Source organism: Flavobacterium yafengii (assembly GCF_030010375.1).
Lineage (GTDB): Bacteria > Bacteroidota > Bacteroidia > Flavobacteriales > Flavobacteriaceae > Flavobacterium > Flavobacterium yafengii.
The window spans coordinates 246,463-263,705 of the sequence record NZ_JASCRY010000004.1 but is presented as its reverse complement, the minus strand read 5'-3'; the positions used below and the strand labels follow the sequence as shown (position 1 = coordinate 263,705).

24 protein-coding genes are annotated in these 17,243 nt (G+C 34.1%); 22 read left to right on the top strand and 2 right to left on the bottom strand.

Annotated elements, in window-relative coordinates:
* The first annotated feature begins 11 nt into the window (after window positions 1-11).
* From rplX to carA, 18 genes are all read left to right on the top strand, one after another.
* Window positions 12-326, top strand: a complete 315-nt coding sequence (gene rplX, locus QLS97_RS14155; protein WP_035668111.1) for a 50S ribosomal protein L24 — start codon at window positions 12-14, stop codon at window positions 324-326.
* Between the two features lie 2 nt (window positions 327-328).
* Window positions 329-880: a 50S ribosomal protein L5 gene (gene rplE, locus QLS97_RS14150; RefSeq protein WP_121366229.1), complete on the top strand. Its 552-nt coding sequence runs from the start codon at window positions 329-331 to the stop codon at window positions 878-880.
* Window positions 881-883: 3 nt separating this feature from the next.
* The gene (gene rpsN / locus QLS97_RS14145; protein ID WP_007136553.1) at window positions 884-1,153 is read left to right on the top strand and encodes a 30S ribosomal protein S14; all 270 of its coding nucleotides are present in this window, start codon (window positions 884-886) and stop codon (window positions 1,151-1,153) included.
* 127 nt (window positions 1,154-1,280) lie between these two features.
* Window positions 1,281-1,679, top strand: coding sequence for a 30S ribosomal protein S8 (gene rpsH, locus QLS97_RS14140; protein WP_066081018.1), 399 nt, complete (start codon window positions 1,281-1,283; stop codon window positions 1,677-1,679).
* A gap of 18 nt (window positions 1,680-1,697) precedes the next feature.
* The gene (gene rplF, locus QLS97_RS14135; protein WP_131995807.1) at window positions 1,698-2,240 is read left to right on the top strand and encodes a 50S ribosomal protein L6; all 543 of its coding nucleotides are present in this window, start codon (window positions 1,698-1,700) and stop codon (window positions 2,238-2,240) included.
* 11 nt (window positions 2,241-2,251) lie between these two features.
* Window positions 2,252-2,602, top strand: a complete 351-nt coding sequence (gene rplR / locus QLS97_RS14130; RefSeq protein ID WP_132065674.1) for a 50S ribosomal protein L18 — start codon at window positions 2,252-2,254, stop codon at window positions 2,600-2,602.
* A gap of 6 nt (window positions 2,603-2,608) precedes the next feature.
* Window positions 2,609-3,136, top strand: coding sequence for a 30S ribosomal protein S5 (rpsE, locus tag QLS97_RS14125; RefSeq protein WP_035668102.1), 528 nt, complete (start codon window positions 2,609-2,611; stop codon window positions 3,134-3,136).
* Window positions 3,137-3,148: 12 nt separating this feature from the next.
* Window positions 3,149-3,331, top strand: a complete 183-nt coding sequence (gene rpmD / locus QLS97_RS14120; protein ID WP_027310825.1) for a 50S ribosomal protein L30 — start codon at window positions 3,149-3,151, stop codon at window positions 3,329-3,331.
* 11 nt (window positions 3,332-3,342) lie between these two features.
* Window positions 3,343-3,795 carry a 50S ribosomal protein L15 gene (gene rplO / locus QLS97_RS14115; protein WP_066081007.1) on the top strand — a complete coding sequence of 151 codons (453 nt, stop codon included), beginning with the start codon at window positions 3,343-3,345 and terminating at the stop codon, window positions 3,793-3,795.
* Window positions 3,796-3,808: 13 nt separating this feature from the next.
* The gene (gene secY / locus QLS97_RS14110; RefSeq protein WP_282717546.1) at window positions 3,809-5,155 is read left to right on the top strand and encodes a preprotein translocase subunit SecY; all 1,347 of its coding nucleotides are present in this window, start codon (window positions 3,809-3,811) and stop codon (window positions 5,153-5,155) included.
* Between the two features lie 3 nt (window positions 5,156-5,158).
* A complete protein-coding gene (gene infA / locus QLS97_RS14105; RefSeq protein ID WP_007136545.1) occupies window positions 5,159-5,374 on the top strand; it encodes a translation initiation factor IF-1 in 216 nt (71 codons plus the stop codon).
* 12 nt (window positions 5,375-5,386) lie between these two features.
* Window positions 5,387-5,503 carry a type B 50S ribosomal protein L36 gene (ykgO, locus tag QLS97_RS14100; protein WP_008992256.1) on the top strand — a complete coding sequence of 39 codons (117 nt, stop codon included), beginning with the start codon at window positions 5,387-5,389 and terminating at the stop codon, window positions 5,501-5,503.
* Window positions 5,504-5,505: 2 nt separating this feature from the next.
* Complete coding sequence (rpsM, locus tag QLS97_RS14095; protein ID WP_282717544.1) at window positions 5,506-5,880, top strand: 30S ribosomal protein S13; 375 nt, start codon at window positions 5,506-5,508, stop codon at window positions 5,878-5,880.
* A gap of 8 nt (window positions 5,881-5,888) precedes the next feature.
* Entirely contained in the window at window positions 5,889-6,272 is a 384-nt protein-coding gene (rpsK, locus tag QLS97_RS14090; protein ID WP_024981527.1) for a 30S ribosomal protein S11, read from the top strand.
* A gap of 90 nt (window positions 6,273-6,362) precedes the next feature.
* Entirely contained in the window at window positions 6,363-6,968 is a 606-nt protein-coding gene (rpsD, locus tag QLS97_RS14085; protein ID WP_091173719.1) for a 30S ribosomal protein S4, read from the top strand.
* A gap of 21 nt (window positions 6,969-6,989) precedes the next feature.
* Window positions 6,990-7,982 carry a DNA-directed RNA polymerase subunit alpha gene (locus QLS97_RS14080; RefSeq protein ID WP_039110214.1) on the top strand — a complete coding sequence of 331 codons (993 nt, stop codon included), beginning with the start codon at window positions 6,990-6,992 and terminating at the stop codon, window positions 7,980-7,982.
* Window positions 7,983-8,013: 31 nt separating this feature from the next.
* A complete protein-coding gene (gene rplQ / locus QLS97_RS14075) occupies window positions 8,014-8,499 on the top strand; it encodes a 50S ribosomal protein L17 (RefSeq protein WP_131909663.1) in 486 nt (161 codons plus the stop codon).
* A 316-nt stretch (window positions 8,500-8,815) separates the two neighbouring features.
* Window positions 8,816-9,916, top strand: a complete 1,101-nt coding sequence (carA, locus tag QLS97_RS14070; protein ID WP_282717538.1) for a glutamine-hydrolyzing carbamoyl-phosphate synthase small subunit — start codon at window positions 8,816-8,818, stop codon at window positions 9,914-9,916.
* An 83-nt stretch (window positions 9,917-9,999) separates the two neighbouring features.
* Here the strand turns inward: carA and QLS97_RS14065 are convergent, their stop codons facing one another.
* A complete protein-coding gene (locus QLS97_RS14065; RefSeq protein ID WP_282717536.1) occupies window positions 10,000-11,337 on the bottom strand; it encodes an erythromycin esterase family protein in 1,338 nt (445 codons plus the stop codon).
* 387 nt (window positions 11,338-11,724) lie between these two features.
* Here QLS97_RS14065 and eno point away from each other — a divergent pair, with 387 nt between their 5' ends.
* The 4 genes from eno to ctlX all read left to right on the top strand — a co-directional run bounded on the left by eno (window position 11,725) and on the right by ctlX (window position 16,437).
* Window positions 11,725-13,017 (top strand): phosphopyruvate hydratase, encoded by a 1,293-nt coding sequence (eno, locus tag QLS97_RS14060; protein ID WP_282717534.1) that lies wholly within the window; start codon window positions 11,725-11,727, stop codon window positions 13,015-13,017.
* A gap of 155 nt (window positions 13,018-13,172) precedes the next feature.
* On the top strand, window positions 13,173-14,456 hold the full coding sequence (locus QLS97_RS14055; protein ID WP_282717532.1) for a citrate synthase: 1,284 nt from the start codon (window positions 13,173-13,175) through the stop codon (window positions 14,454-14,456).
* A 64-nt stretch (window positions 14,457-14,520) separates the two neighbouring features.
* Window positions 14,521-15,435: a dimethylarginine dimethylaminohydrolase family protein gene (locus QLS97_RS14050; protein ID WP_282717530.1), complete on the top strand. Its 915-nt coding sequence runs from the start codon at window positions 14,521-14,523 to the stop codon at window positions 15,433-15,435.
* Between the two features lie 66 nt (window positions 15,436-15,501).
* Window positions 15,502-16,437, top strand: coding sequence for a citrulline utilization hydrolase CtlX (gene ctlX, locus QLS97_RS14045; protein WP_282717528.1), 936 nt, complete (start codon window positions 15,502-15,504; stop codon window positions 16,435-16,437).
* A gap of 50 nt (window positions 16,438-16,487) precedes the next feature.
* On the opposite strand, the gene QLS97_RS14040 is transcribed toward ctlX, so the two are convergent.
* Window positions 16,488-17,117: a MarC family NAAT transporter gene (locus tag QLS97_RS14040; protein ID WP_282717526.1), complete on the bottom strand. Its 630-nt coding sequence runs from the start codon at window positions 17,115-17,117 to the stop codon at window positions 16,488-16,490.
* Window positions 17,118-17,243 lie beyond the last annotated feature (126 nt).

Below are 17,243 nucleotides of genomic sequence, written 5' to 3'. Positions count from 1 at the left end.
TTCGTTTTAAGATGATAAAGCTAAAAATAAAATCAGGTGACATTGTAAGAGTAATTGCTGGAGACCATAAAGGTGCTGAAGGTAAAGTTTTACGTGTGTACCGTGAGAAAAACAAAGCGATTGTTGAAGGTGTAAACATGGTTTCAAAACATACGAAACCTAGTGCAAAAAGCCCTCAAGGTGGTATCGTAAAGAAAGAAGCTTCTATACAAATATCTAATATTTCTTTAATTGATCCTAAAACTAAGGAAACAACTAGAGTTGGTATTAGAGTAGAAGGAGATAAGAAAGTAAGATTTTCAAAAAAATCTAATCAAGTACTATAGTAATGGCGTATATACCTAGACTAAAAGAAGAATATAAGAGCAGAGTAATCGCTGCTCTTAAAGAGGAATTCGGATACGTAAACGTAATGCAAGTTCCAAAATTGGAAAAAATCGTTTTAAGTAAAGGAGTTGGTGCAGCTGTATCTGATAAAAAACTAATTGACTATGCAGTTGATGAGTTAACAAAGATCACTGGACAGAAAGCAGTATCTACTATTTCAAAGAAAGACGTTGCGTCATTCAAATTGAGAAAAGGGATGCCTATTGGAGCAAAAGTTACTTTGCGTGGAGAAAGAATGTATGAGTTTTTAGATAGACTTATTACTTCAGCTTTGCCACGTGTAAGAGATTTCAGTGGTATTAAAGCTACTGGATTTGATGGAAGAGGAAATTACAACCTTGGAGTTTTGGAACAAATCATTTTCCCAGAAATTGATATTGATAAAGTAAACAAAATTTCAGGAATGGATATCTCTTTTGTAACTACTGCAAAAACAGATAAAGAAGCAAAGTCTCTATTGACAGAATTAGGATTACCTTTTAAAAAGAATTAAGACATGGCTAAAGAATCAATGAAAGCCCGCGAGGTTAAGAGAGAAAAAACAGTAGCTAAGTATGCTGAGAAAAGAAAAGCTTTGTTAGAAGCTGGAGATTTCGTAGGTTTGCAAAAGTTACCAAAAAATGCTTCACCAGTTCGTTTGCACAATCGTTGTAAATTAACAGGTAGACCAAGAGGGTATATGCGTCAATTCGGTCTTTCACGTGTTACATTTCGTGAAATGGCTAATAATGGATTGATCCCTGGTGTTAAAAAAGCATCTTGGTAAGACGTAATTTATTACGTCTCTGATACAGACGCAACGTAAGAAGTTTCGTCTGTATCATAAACATTTATAAATTGGTTTCAGGTTCGGCAAATAGTTTGTCGAAAACCAAAACCGCAAATTAATACATATGTATACAGATCCTATTGCCGATTATTTGACAAGAGTTCGTAACGCTGTGGCTGCAAACCACAAAGTTGTTGAAATTCCTGCATCTAATCTAAAAAAAGAAATAACAAAGATCTTATTTGATCAAGGTTATATCTTGAGTTACAAATTTGAAGACAACGCTGTTCAGGGTTCAATCAAAATTGCTTTGAAGTATGATAAAGATACGAAAGAGTCCGTAATTAAAGATATCCAAAGAATTAGTAAACCAGGTTTACGTAAATATTCAAGTTCTTCTACCATTCCTAGAATCCTTAACGGATTAGGAATTGCTATTGTTTCTACTTCTAAAGGTTTAATGACTGGAAAGAAAGCTAAACAATTGAATGTTGGTGGCGAAGTAATTTGTTACGTATACTAATTTTAAAGACTATATAAGATGTCAAGAATAGGTAAAAGCCCAGTAACAATACCAGCTGGAGTGACTGTTTCAGTTGCTGATGGTATTATTACGGTAAAAGGAAAAAATGGTCAACTAACTCAGGAGTTTTCGGACGTAACTGTAACAGTTGAAGGGGATCTAGTTCAAGTAGAAAGATCTTCTGATCACAAAGACCAAAGAGCAAAACACGGTTTGTACCGATCTTTAATCAATAACATGATTATCGGTGTAACAGATGGTTTTACTAAGTCATTAGAATTGGTAGGAGTTGGTTATAGAGCTTCAAATCAAGGGCAAAAATTAGATTTAGCACTTGGTTACTCTCACAATATAGTTTTAGAAATTGCTTCAGAAGTAACTTTAGAAACTATATCTGAAAAAGGTAAAAACCCTATCGTTAAATTAACGTCATTTGACAAACAACTTTTAGGTCAGGTAGCTGCGAAAATCAGAGGTTTCCGTAAGCCTGAGCCGTACAAAGGAAAAGGTGTTAAATTTGTAGGTGAAGTATTAAGAAGAAAAGCAGGTAAATCAGCTTAAAAAATAAGATTATGTCATTAACAAAACCTGAAAGAAGACAACGAATTAGATTCAGAATTAGAAAATCAATTAGTGGTACTGCTACTAATCCAAGACTATCTGTATTTAGAAGTAACAAAGAAATTTACGCTCAACTTATTGATGACGTAAACGGAGTTACTTTATTGGCGGCTTCTTCAAGAGAAAAAGAAATAGGTAACGGTACGAACATTGAAGTTGCTACAGCAGTTGGAAAACTAGTTGCTGAAAAAGCTTTAAAAGCTGGGATAGACGTAGTAACTTTCGATAGAGGAGGTTATTTATATCACGGACGTATTAAATCATTAGCGGAAGGCGCAAGAGCGGCTGGACTTAAATTCTAATATAGTATGTCTAATAGTAAATACAAGAATGTAGAGTTAGTAAAACCAAGTGGTCTTGAATTAAAAGATCGTTTGGTAAGTGTAAATCGTGTTACTAAGGTTACAAAGGGTGGTAGAGCTTTTGGTTTTTCTGCTATTGTAGTTGTAGGTGATGAAAACGGAGTGGTTGGACACGGATTAGGAAAATCTAAAGACGTTTCTGAAGCAATTGCGAAAGCAGTAGAAGATGCTAAGAAAAATCTAGTAAAAATTCCTTTGAATGGTCAATCAGTTCCTCACGAACAAAAAGGTAAATTTGGTGGTGCACGTGTATTCTTAATTCCTGCCTCTCACGGTACAGGAGTTATTGCTGGTGGAGCTGTTCGTTCAGTTCTTGAATCAGTAGGAATTCATGATGTATTATCTAAATCTCAAGGATCTTCAAATCCTCACAACGTGGTAAAAGCAACTTTTGATGCTTTATTACAAATGAGAAGCGCTTATACTGTTGCAAAACAAAGAGGTGTTTCTTTAGAAAAAGTTTTTAAAGGTTAATTCAAGGAAATTATGGCTAAATTATTAGTAAAACAAGTTAGAAGCAAAATCAACTGTCCTCTTACTCAAAAGAGAGGATTAGAAGCTTTAGGTCTACGTAAAATGGGACAAGTTGTAGAGCATGATTCAAACCCTACAATCCTTGGGATGATAAATAAAGTTAAACACTTAGTTTCTGTTGAAGAAGCTAAATAACAAATACTGTTATGAATTTAAGTAACTTACAACCTGCTGAAGGTTCTACACACAATCAAAATAAAAGATTAGGTAGAGGAGAAGGTTCTGGAAAAGGTGGTACTTCTGCAAGAGGTCACAAAGGAGCAAAATCTCGTTCTGGTTATTCTAAAAAGATTGGTTTTGAAGGAGGGCAAATGCCACTTCAAAGACGTGTGCCTAAGTTTGGTTTTACAAACATCAATCGTAAAGATTACGAAGGTGTAAATCTTGATACACTTCAACTTTTAGTTGATAATGGTGTTATTAAAGATACTGTTGATATGACAGTTTATGTTGCTAATCGTTTGGCTACTAAAAATGAAATCGTTAAGATTTTAGGTAGAGGTGAATTGACAGCAAAATTAAAAGTAACCGCTCACAAATTTACTGCTACTGCAAAAGCTGCTATTGAAGCTGCTGGTGGAGAAGCTGTAACAATGTAATTTTTCAATTAATATGAAGAAATTTATTGAATCAATAAGTAATGTTTGGAAAATCGAGGAACTGAAAAATAGAATCCTAATAACATTGGGTTTGCTTTTAGTTTATCGTTTTGGGGCTCAAGTAACCCTGCCAGGTATTGATGCTACGCAGTTAGGTAATTTAGCTGGGCAAACTAAAGAAGGAATTGGTTCAATTCTTGACATGTTTACTGGAGGTGCATTTTCTCAAGCTTCTGTTTTTGCTTTGGGGATTATGCCTTATATTTCTGCTTCTATTGTTGTTCAGTTAATGGGAATTGCGATTCCATATTTGCAAAAACTTCAAAGTGATGGAGAAAGCGGTAGAAAAAAGATTAATCAAATTACTCGTTGGTTGACAATAGGAATTACTTTAGTTCAAGGTCCGACTTACATCTATAATTTATATAGAACATTACCTAGTAATGCATTTTTATTGGGATTCAATTCATTTGAATTCTTATTTTCTTCAGTTATTATTTTAGTTACAGGGACAATTTTTGCCATGTGGTTAGGAGAAAAAATTACTGATAAAGGAATTGGAAATGGTATTTCTTTGTTAATCATGGTTGGAATTTTGGCTAGATTACCTCAGGCTTTTATTCAAGAATTTACAACAAGAGTTACCAATAATAATGGTGGGCCGATGTTGTTGGTTATTGAAATTATCATTTGGTTATTAGTTATCATTTGTTGTGTGCTATTGGTTATGGCGATCAGGAAGATTCCTGTTCAATACGCCCGTCGTACGACATCAGGTGATTTTGAACAAGACATGTTGGGTGGAAACAGACAATGGATTCCTTTGAAGCTTAATGCTTCAGGGGTTATGCCAATAATCTTTGCGCAAGCAATTATGTTTATTCCAGCAGCCTTAGCAGGTTTGTCTAAATCAGATGCATCACAATCAATCGTTGGCGCTTTTAGTAATATGTTCGGATTTTGGTATAATTTTGTATTTGCAACTTTAATAATTGTATTTACTTTCTTTTATACTGCAATCACAGTTCCTACTAATAAAATGTCTGATGATTTAAAGAGAAGTGGTGGTTTTATTCCTGGTATCAGACCAGGGGTTGAAACTTCTGATTATCTTGACAAAGTGATGTCCTTGATAACTTTTCCAGGATCTTTATTTCTTGCTTTGATAGCTGTGTTCCCAGCAATTGTTGTGAGTCTTATGGATGTTCAACAATCTTGGGCAATGTTTTTTGGAGGTACTTCATTAATAATTATGGTTGGAGTTGCCATAGACACGATGCAGCAAATCAATTCATACTTGTTGAATAAGCATTATGATGGTTTGATGAAAAGTGGTAAAAATAGAAAAGCAGTAGCTTAATTTATGGCAAAACAATCAGCAATAGAACAAGACGGATCTATCATTGAAGCATTATCAAATGCTATGTTCCGTGTAGAGTTAGAAAATGGACATATTGTAATCGCCCATATATCTGGAAAAATGCGTATGCATTACATCAAATTATTACCTGGTGATAAAGTGAAACTAGAAATGAGCCCTTACGATTTGTCAAAAGCAAGAATTACTTATAGATATTAAAGGATATTCAAAATGAAAGTTAGAGCTTCAGTAAAAAAGAGAAGTCCCGAGTGCAAAATTGTGCGAAGAAAAGGGAGATTGTACGTAATAAACAAAAAGAATCCTAGATTTAAACAAAGACAAGGATAATTATGGCAAGAATAGCAGGGGTAGATATCCCAAAAAATAAGAGAGGTGTTATAGCACTTACCTATATCTTCGGATTAGGAAAAAGTAGAGCTGTTGAGATTTTAGAGAAAGCTCAAGTTAGCCAAGATAAAAAAGTTCAAGATTGGAATGATGACGAGATCGGAGCAATTCGTGAGGCGGTATCAGCTTTTAAAATTGAAGGAGAATTACGTTCTGAAGTTTCTTTAAACATCAAACGTTTAATGGATATTGGATGTTATAGGGGTATCCGTCATAGAACTGGTCTTCCTTTAAGAGGACAAAGAACTAAAAACAACTCTAGAACAAGAAAAGGTAAGAGAAAAACTGTTGCCAACAAGAAAAAAGCAACTAAATAATAAGTAATATGGCTAAAGCAACTGCAAAAAAACGTAAAGTTATCGTTGAATCAACGGGAGAAGCTCATATTTCTGCTACTTTTAACAATATCATCATTTCTTTGACTAACAAAAAAGGTGAAGTTATTTCTTGGTCTTCAGCTGGAAAAATGGGTTTTAGAGGTTCTAAAAAGAACACTCCATACGCAGCCCAAATGGCAGCAGAAGATTGTAGTAAAGTAGCTCTTGAAGCTGGACTTAAAAAAGTAAAGGTTTATGTAAAAGGACCAGGAAACGGACGTGAGTCTGCTATCCGTTCTTTGCATAACGGTGGAATTGAAGTGACTGAGATTATCGATGTTACTCCAATGCCTCACAATGGATGTCGTCCTCCTAAAAGACGTAGAGTTTAATTATATATTTAAGTATAACTAGGTAGAATATACGATTATCGAAGGATATGACCTGAATTCATAATCTCTACCTTAATTTAATTTTTAGAAATGGCAAGATATACTGGTCCAAAAACTAGAATTGCTCGTAAATTTGGCGAAGCAATCTTCGGAGATGACAAATCTTTCGAAAAAAGAAATTACCCACCTGGACAACACGGGATGGCTAAAAAAAGAGGTAAAAAATCTGAATATGCAATCCAGTTAATGGAAAAGCAAAAAGCTAAATATTCTTACGGAATTTTAGAAAAACAATTCAGAGGTTTATTCAAAAAAGCATCAGCTACTAAAGGTGTTACTGGTGAAGTTCTTTTACAATTGTGTGAAGCAAGATTAGATAACGTAGTTTTTAGAATGGGTATTGCTCCTTCTAGAAGAGGTGCTAGACAATTAGTTTCTCACAGACACGTTACCGTTAACGGTGATGTAGTAAATATTGCTTCTTACCACCTTAAACCTGGTGATAAAGTTGCTGTTCGTGAAAAATCTAAATCATTAGAAGCTATCGAACGTTCTTTATCTAATTCAAGTCATGTTTATGAATGGATTACTTGGAATAATGATATCAAAGAAGGTACTTTCGTTTCTGTACCTGCGAGACTTCAAATCCCAGAAAACATTAAAGAACAATTAATCGTAGAGTTGTACAACAAATAATAATTGACTTAGTCGAAATTTATGGCAATATTTAATTTTCAGAAGCCCGATAAAGTTATCATGATCGATTCAACCGATTTTGAAGGTAAATTTGAGTTTAGACCTTTAGAACCTGGATACGGATTGACCGTTGGTAATGCACTTAGAAGAGTTTTGCTTTCAGCATTAGAAGGTTATGCAATTACATCTGTTCGCATTGAAGGTGTAGATCATGAATTTTCTACTATCTCAGGAGTTGTTGAAGATGTTACCGAAATTATTCTTAATCTAAAACAAGTGCGTTTCAAACGTCAAATTGAAGATATAGATAATGAATCAGTTACTATTTCTGTTTCAGGTAAAGATCAATTAACTGCTGGTGATTTTCAAAAATTTATTTCAGGTTTCCAAGTTTTGAATCCAGAACTTGTTATCTGTAATTTAGACAGTAAAATCAAACTGAATTTCGATTTAACTATCGAAAAAGGTAGAGGATATGTTCCTGCTGAAGAGAACAAAAAACAGAATGCTGCAATTGGAACTATTTTTACTGACTCAATTTTTACTCCGGTAAAAAATGTGAAGTATGCAATTGAAAACTTCCGTGTAGAGCAAAAAACAGATTATGAAAAATTAGTTTTTGAAATAAAAACGGATGGTTCTATTAATCCAAAAGACGCTCTTACTGAAGCTGCCAAAGTTCTTATTCACCATTTCATGTTGTTTTCTGACGAAAGAATTACACTTGAGGCTGACGAAATTGCACAAACAGAATCGTATGATGAAGAGTCATTACATATGAGACAATTGCTTAAAACTAAGCTTGTTGATATGGATTTATCTGTAAGAGCATTAAATTGTTTGAAAGCGGCTGAAGTTGATACACTTGGTGATTTAGTATCGTTCAATAAAAATGACCTAATGAAATTCCGTAATTTTGGTAAAAAATCTTTAACTGAGCTTGATGAACTTGTTGCAGTTAAAAATTTAAACTTCGGAATGGATTTGGCAAAATACAAACTAGATAAAGAATAATCTAAGCCGCAAGGTTTAAATTTACATAGCAATGAGACACGGAAAAAAATTCAATCACTTAAGCAGACAGACTGCACATAGAAAATCTATGTTAGCTAATATGGCTTGTTCTCTTATCGAGCACAAACGTATTAACACTACTGTCGCTAAAGCAAAAGCGCTTAAACAATTCGTTGAGCCGCTTATAACAAAATCTAAAGCTGATACGACTCACAATCGTCGTATCGTTTTTGCTTACTTACGTAGCAAATATGCCGTAACTGACTTGTTCAGAGACGTAGCTGCTAAAGTAGGAGACCGTCCAGGTGGATACACTCGTATCATTAAAGTTGGAAATCGTTTAGGAGATAATGCTGATATGGCAATGATCGAATTAGTAGATTTCAATGAACTTTACAATGGTGGTAAAAAAGAAGTTAAAAAAGCAAAAAGCCGTCGTGGTGGTAAAGCTAAGAAAGATGAAGCTACTGAAGCTCCAGCTGCCGAAACTGAAACAACTACAGAGACTGCTGAGTAATTATGAAAATAATCATTCAATAAAAATCAAGGATAAGCTATTTATAGTTTATCCTTTTTTTTTGATTTTTTCGGAGCAAAAACCTTGGGATTTAATGGCGTATTGTCCTGCTGTTCACCGTATTTTTTGCTTTAAAAGAAAAAGCAAAAGGATGCCGTTTCCATCAAGGCTAGATTAGAATGTTTTTATTTTACAATAAATTTCAAAAACTTGCATCCATTGCTTTAATGAATTAAATTTGCACAATATTTAACTACAAATGAAACGAGCTTTGCGAGTTCCATGAGACTATTAAAAAAATAATAGAAATCAACGAATGAAATATACAACACGACAAAAAGCAATTCTTCTATTAAGTGACGGAACCATATTCCATGGTAAATCTATTGGAATCAGTGGAACTACTTTTGGAGAAGTTTGTTTTAACACAGGAATGACAGGTTACCAAGAAATATTTACTGACCCTTCTTATTTTGGTCAATTAATGGTAGCTACAAATGCCCATATTGGAAATTATGGGGTGAATGAGAAAGAAATTGAATCAGATAGCATTAAAATTGCTGGATTGGTTTGTAAAAATTTTAGCTTCAATTATTCTCGTGAAGACGCTTCAGGGAGTTTAGAAGACTATTTTATTAAACAAAACCTGATCTGCATATCTGACGTAGATACGCGTGCTCTGGTAAGTTACATTCGTGATAACGGAGCGATGAATGCTGTAATTTGTACGGATGAAACTTCAATTGAAGATCTAAAAATTGCATTGGCAAAAGTTCCAGACATGAATGGGTTAGAATTAGCTTCTAAAGTATCAACTAAGGAACCTTATTTCTTTGGTGACGAGAATGCAACCTATAAGATTTCCGCTCTAGATTTGGGAATAAAAATGAATATCCTTCGTAATCTTGCCAAAAGAGATTGCTATATCAAAGTATTTCCTTTTGATTCTTCTTACCAAGATTTAGCTGGTTTTAACCCGGATGGATATTTTTTATCCAATGGACCTGGTGATCCAGAGCCGCTTTCTGGAGCTATTCAAGTTGCAAAAGAAATTCTTGAAAATGACAAGCCTTTATTCGGAATCTGCCTTGGACATCAAGTAATTGGTTTGGCAAACGGAATTTCGACTTATAAAATGTTTAATGGGCACAGAGGAATCAATCATCCTGTAAAAAACATCATTACCGGAAAAGGAGAAATTACTTCTCAAAATCATGGTTTTGCCGTTAACAAAGAAGAATTGGATAATCATCCTGATTTAGAAATTACACATCTTCATCTAAATGATGGAACGGTTGCAGGGATGCGTATGAAAAACAAAAATTGTTTCTCAGTTCAATACCATCCGGAAGCAAGCCCAGGACCACATGATTCTTCTTATTTATTTGATCAATTTATAGAGAACATAAAGGGTTAAAATTGGAGTAACCTCCAAGATTAGATATTTAAAAAAGGGTTTGGCTTAATTTAAAGTCAAACCCTTTTTTTTATAAAGTATACTTACATCCCAAAGGGATAGGTTTCGGGAATTTGGTTTCCATCCGGTTTGATGTGTATGGGGTGTAATGCACTTGTTTCATCTAGAAAAATAAAGGCATCATATCTTTTGGGTAATATTGTTGGGACGTAATTTCCGAATCTTTCATGTTCTGGATTATAAACAACCCCTATTGCACGATGCCCTATGTAGGAAGAAAGGCATTTTTCGTCCTTTACTTTAGTCATTAATAACAATTTATTTTTTCCATTGCTTGCAAGATGAAAAGCATGTTCCCAGCTTCCTTCCACGGCTTCAGGAACTTTTATTTTTCGCATGGAATCTCCCCATTCTCTACCGGCAACTACACTTCCTTTGTAAGAGCCAAATCCTACCGCAACAACTCCTTCGCTTGAATATTGCTCTCTTATTAGTTGTCCTACATTTACCATTCCTTCCGAGGCCATTTCTGTTGCACGTGCGTCACCAATGTGAGTGTTGTGTTCCCAAACTATGATTTTTGCATCCTTTCCATGAAATTTCATAAGACGTTGTATGGTGGAAACCATGTGTTCATCTCTAATATTCCAAGAGGCCGAACCTCTTTTTATCATGGCGCGATAATACTTTTCGGCATTTCTGGTAATGAATGCGTTTTGTTCTGTGCTCAAAACATTTTCAGCATCATGATTGTAATTGGGAACATTTTTTATGATTTCCGTAAGCATGTGCAAGATTTCTTTTTCGCATAATTCCGGAATGTATGAAGAGGCTCTGGCATAAGATTGCCCTTCGTCTTTATTGTAGGGCTCAAAACATTTCATGGCTGTTTTTGCAATAGCGAGTGCTTTTGGATCGTTTTTTTCTAAATATTGAATGATTGAATTCATAGATTCTCTGAAACTGTACACATCTAATCCGTAAAATCCTATTCTTTTATCTGCCGTAAAATTTTCGTTGAAAACCTTCAGCCAATCTATGAATGCTGCTGTTTCCCAATTTGCCCACATCCAAGTAGGCCATCTTTTAAACTCATTCATCACGCTAAAGATGTCTTTCCCGGAATCTAAATATCCTTTTGCATACCGATTTAAACGATAAGAATCAGGCCAATCTCCCTCGACTCCTACAAACGAAAATCCTTTTTCCTGAATGAGCCGTTGTGTTATTTTAGCTCTCCAGGTATAATATTCATGCGTGCCGTGAGAGGCTTCACCTAAAAGAACATATTTTGCATCTCCTATATAGTCAATTAGTGGGTTTAAATCTTCTGTATTTTCCAATGCAGAAGCCGTTTTATTCAATAAAGCTACAATTTCACTAGAATTGATTAAATTGTTAAGGTTTTTTAAAGCATCCATCACATTTTTATTTTTTAATTTAGAAATTGAATTATCAAAATTACTAATAGAGAAAAATATAATATAAAGTGGTTTTTTTGGTTTTTAAAAAGCCATATAAATTTAATTTATATAATTGATAATGAGGTGTTTTTAGATTATTTATTGATCTAATTTAAGATAAAATTAGGATGATTCAGATTTTGTTAATGTAGTATGTATTTCTTGAATTAGATTTTAATGGAATTGAAAAAAATAACCGATAATGTAAAAATAAATTCTTAAAATAGCTTTAATGTTTTGTTTGTCAAAAAATTATAACGTTTTCGTTAATAACATTCATTATTTTCATAAAATCATTCCAAAAGATAGAATATATTTGTATTTTAAAATTTAAATTTTAGTATTATGAGTATAATTATCAAAATTCACGCAAGACAAATTTTCGATTCAAGAGGAAATCCTACAATAGAAGTAGATGTAATTACAGACAATGGTGTTTTAGGTAGAGCGGCAGTACCATCTGGAGCTTCAACTGGAGAACATGAAGCAGTTGAATTACGTGATGGAGGGAAAGCATTTCTTGGAAAAGGGGTTTTGAATGCAGTGAAAAATGTGAATACTATTATTTCTGAAGAACTTTTAGGTGTTTCTGTTTTCGAACAAAATCTAATTGATCAAATGATGATTGATTTAGATGGTACTCCAAATAAATCAAACTTAGGAGCAAATGCAATTTTAGGTGTTTCATTGGCTGTTGCAAAAGCAGCTGCTAATGAATTAGGATTGCCTTTATACAGATACGTAGGCGGTGTTTCTGCAAACACGTTGCCAGTGCCAATGATGAATATCATCAACGGAGGTTCGCATTCTGATGCGCCTATCGCATTTCAAGAATTTATGATTTTCCCTGTGAAAGCAACTTCTTTTTCACATGCAATGCAAATGGGAACTGAAATTTTTCACAGTTTGAAAAAAGTGTTACATGATAGAGGGCTTTCTACAGCAGTAGGTGATGAAGGTGGTTTTGCGCCAAATCTGGCTGGAGGAACTGAAGATGCTTTAGATACTATCAAAAAAGCTGTTGAAACTGCTGGATATACTTTTGGAGATGAAATCATGATAGCTTTAGATTGTGCTTCTGCAGAGTTTTATGTAGATGGAAAATACGATTATTCTAAATTTGAAGGCGAAACAGGTAAGATTAGATCTTCTGCTGAACAAGTAGATTATTTAGCTGAATTAGTAGCGAAATACCCTATTATTTCTATTGAAGATGGAATGGATGAAAATGACTGGGACGGATGGAAATTGCTTACTGAGAAAATTGGAGATAAAGTACAATTAGTAGGTGATGATTTATTTGTTACTAATGTAACACGTTTGTCTACTGGTATCGAAAAAGGAATTGCTAATTCAATCCTTATTAAAGTAAACCAAATAGGTACTTTGACAGAAACTATTGCAGCTGTTAATATGGCTAAAAATGCAGGGTATACTTCAGTAATGTCACACCGTTCAGGAGAGACTGAAGATAATACAATTGCAGATTTAGCAGTAGCTTTAAACTGTGGTCAAATTAAAACAGGTTCAGCTTCTCGTTCGGATCGTATGGCTAAATACAATCAATTATTGAGAATTGAGGAAGAATTAGGGAATTCAGCATATTTCCCTGGTAAGGCCGCTTTTAAAATAAAATAAATTCTTACGATATTTTATCAGAAGCCATTCACCTTGTGTGAGTGGCTTTTTTGTATAATATTTAACAATTTCATTGTGTTATTCTCTTTTTAATTAGTGTTTAATTCCTTAGATTTGAGAAATTATTATTTTAAAAGTTTATTTTCAAATATATTATGTCAAAAACAGCAACATTAGAAATTGATGGGAAGAAAATTGAACTGCCTATAATTGTAGGAAGTGAAAATGAAGTTGCCATCGATATTAACAAATTACGTGATTTATCCGGTATAATTACACTAGATCCAGGCTATAAAAATTCAGGTTCTTGTAAAAGTGATATCACTTTTTTAGATGGGGAATTAGGAATTCTTCGTTACAGAGGATATTCGATTGAGGATTTAGCAGAAAAAGCTGATTTTCTTGAAGTATCTTACCTTTTGATTTTTGGAGAATTGCCAACTACTAAGCAGTTAGCGCAATTTGAAACGGATATCAGAAAATACACTTTGGTCAATGAAGAAATGAAAAACATCATTGATGGTTTTCCTAAAACAGCCCATCCAATGGGGGTTTTAGCCGCTTTGACAAGTGCATTAACAGCATTTAACCCTAAATCGGTGAATGTTGAGAATGAGAAAGAAATGTATGAGGCTGTGTGTAAAACTATGGGTAAATTCCTAGTTATAGCAACTTGGACGTATAGAAAAAGCATGGGCTATCCTTTGAATTATTATGATAATACTAAAGGATATGTAGAAAACTTCATGCGTTTAATGTTTGAATTGCCTACAGAGCCTTACACTGCAAATCCTGTAGTTATAGATGCATTGGATAAATTGTTTATTCTTCATGGAGATCATGAGCAAAACTGTTCTACATCTACAGTGAGAATGGTAGGTTCTTCTCATGCAGGATTATTTGCATCGATTTCTGCTGGAGTTTCTGCACTTTGGGGCCCATTACACGGAGGAGCTAATCAGGCAGTTCTTGAAATGTTAGAGGAAATCCATAGAAATGGTGGAGACGCTGATAAATATATGGCTAAAGCCAAAGATAAAAATGATCCTTTCCGATTAATGGGTTTTGGCCATAGAGTCTACAAGAATTTTGATCCAAGAGCGAAAATTATCAAAAAAGCAGCTAACGAAGTTTTAGCAACTTTAGGAGTTGAAGATCCAATTCTTGCAATTGCTAAGAAACTAGAAGAAGCAGCTTTAGAAGATGAGTATTTCAAATCAAGAAATTTATATCCTAATGTAGATTTCTATTCTGGAATTATTTACAGAGCTTTAGGAATTCCTACAGATATGTTTACGGTAATGTTTGCAATAGGTCGTTTACCGGGTTGGATCGCACAATGGAAAGAAATGCGTGAAAATAAGGAGCCTATCGGAAGGCCAAGACAAGTTTATACGGGGCACCCTTTGAGGGATTTTGTACCAACAGATAAAAGATAAAATCAGTTTAAAAAGCTTCACTAATTAGTGAAGCTTTTTTTATATTTGCCAAAAGCTAAAATACATGTTAGAGTTAAATATAAAGAATGAAACTTCAAGGCTTAGAGCAGTTGTTCTAGGGTCAGCGGTCAATAATGGATCTACGCCAAAGGTTGAAGATGCCTACGATCCAAAATCATTAGAGCATATTTTAGCAGGCACATATCCGCAGGAGAAAGACATGGTAAATGAAATGGAAGCATTTAATACTGTACTGAAAAAATATGATGTGACCGTTTATCGTCCGGAAATGATTGAAAATTACAATCAGATATTTACAAGAGATATTGGTTTTGTTATTAATGACGTTTTTGTTAAATCAAATATTTTGCCGGATAGAGAGCGAGAATTAGATGCCATTCAATATATAATTGACCAAATTGATCCTAAAAAAGTAGTTCGCCCTCCAGAGGAAGTTCACATAGAAGGTGGTGATGTTATGTTGTGGAACGATTATATTTTCATTGGAACTTATAAAGGGAGTGACTACAAAGATTATATTACCGCAAGAACGAATGTGCAAGGAGTGCAATACATTAAAGACTTATTCCCAAATAAAATTGTTAAAGAATTTGATTTGGTAAAATCTAAAATTGAAGCTCGTGACAACGCATTGCATTTAGATTGTTGTTTTCAACCGGTAGGGAACGATAAAGGGATTATCTATAAAAATGGATTCCGTGAAGAAGCAGATTATTTATTTCTGGTGAATCTTTTTGGAAAAGAAAATCTATTTCATATTACCAGAGAAGAAATGTATAATATGAATTCCAATGTTTTTTCTATCGATACTAATGTTGTCGTTTCTGAAAGAAATTTTACGAGACTTAACAATTGGTTGCGTGGAAACGGTTTTGTGGTTGAAGAAATTCCATACGCAGAAATTGCAAAACAAGAAGGATTATTGCGATGTTCTACCTTACCTTTAATAAGAGATTAATCTTGATATAGAGAGGCACTGCAGCCTCTCTTCGGTGCGTCTCTACAATAATAAAAAAATAAAATCATGAAACAAACAACAAATTCCATATTGATGATTCGCCCAGTTGCGTTTAGAATGAACGAACAAACGGCAGTAAATAATTATTATCAAAAAGTAGTAGACGGACTTTTGCCTGCAACCGTAAATGCCAAAGCGCAACAAGAATTTGATGCTTTTGTCGAAAAACTAACAGCAGTTGGTGTTGATGTTACAGTTGTTGATGATACATTGAATCCAGATACACCGGACAGTATTTTTCCGAACAACTGGATTTCTTTTCACGAGAATGGTGATGTAGCTTTATATCCAATGTTTGCTGAAAATCGCCGTCACGAACGTCGTGAAGATATTTTGGATATTTTGGAAGATAAAGGTTTTGTGATTAACAATATCGTTGATTATACATCGGCTGAAGAAGATGGTTTTTTCTTGGAAGGAACAGGAAGTTTGCTTTTGGACAGAGCCAACGCAAAAGCGTATTGCGCATTATCTCCTAGAGCTGATGAAGAATTATTTATAGAATTTTGCGAGGATTTTGATTATGCGCCAGTTATTTTTGAAGCTTTTCAAACTGTTGATTCCGAACGAAAACTGATTTACCACACGAATGTGATGATGTGCTTGGGAGAAACTTTTGCAGTTATTTGCGCAGATTGTATCGATGATAAAAAAGAACGCAAAATGGTTCTGGAGAATCTAAAAGAAAACGGAAAAGAAATCATTTTAATTACCGAGGCCCAAATGAACAATTTTGCGGGGAATATGCTTGAAGTTCGTGGAGCAAATGATAAAAGATATTTAGTTATGAGTGCAGCGGCACATCAAAGCTTGACTCCAAAACAAATAGAACAATTAGAAAAACATGCTGAAATTTTGAGCTCAAGTTTAGATACTATCGAAGCTTGTGGCGGAGGAAGCGCCAGATGTATGATGGCAGAAATTTTCTTGCCTAAAAATTAAAAAAACCGGATAAGATTCTGAATCTTATCCGGCTTTTTTCTTGCTTTAATTTAGGAGAGATTTCCTTTTATAATATTGATAATTGCACTTACGATATATTGTATTCCTATCGCAATTACAATGAAACCTACAATTCTTGATATTGCAACAATTCCAGAAGCTCCAAGTATTTTTGCCAAATAATGAGCGCTTTTAAGAATGATGAAAATGGCTACTGCAATGGCAAGAATAGCAATTGAAGATATAATGATCTCCATAGTTGTATTGTGTTCCTGATAAAATGCAATAAGTAAAGAAATAGATCCAGGACCCGCAAGCATTGGGATTGCAAGCGGAGTCAAAGCGATGTCATTTCTTTGTTGCGCGTCAGTTTCTGCTTTTTTATTAATACCTCTCTTCTTAGTGAATTTTCCGGAAAGTAAAGAAAAACCTGAACTCACAATAATAATCCCTCCCGCTATTCGGAGAGCATCAATACTAATTCCAAAAAAAAGTAATACATATTGTCCAATAAAAAACGAGACGATAAGAATAATAAATACATTTATCGCCGTCCATAAAGAAATTCTGGAACGTTCTTTTTTAGTGTCATTTTGTGTAAGTCCCACAAAAATAGGAACGGTACCAATAGGATTCAATACCGAAAAAAGTGCGACAAACAGATAAATAAATAAATCCATATTTTGTTTTTAAGACTGTAAAAATACTCTTTTTTTACTTTTTAATGTTAGGGTAATGTTTTTTCTTACTTTTATAACTAAACCTAATAATTACTAAACTGATGGACCTTTTTCATTACTTTTGCA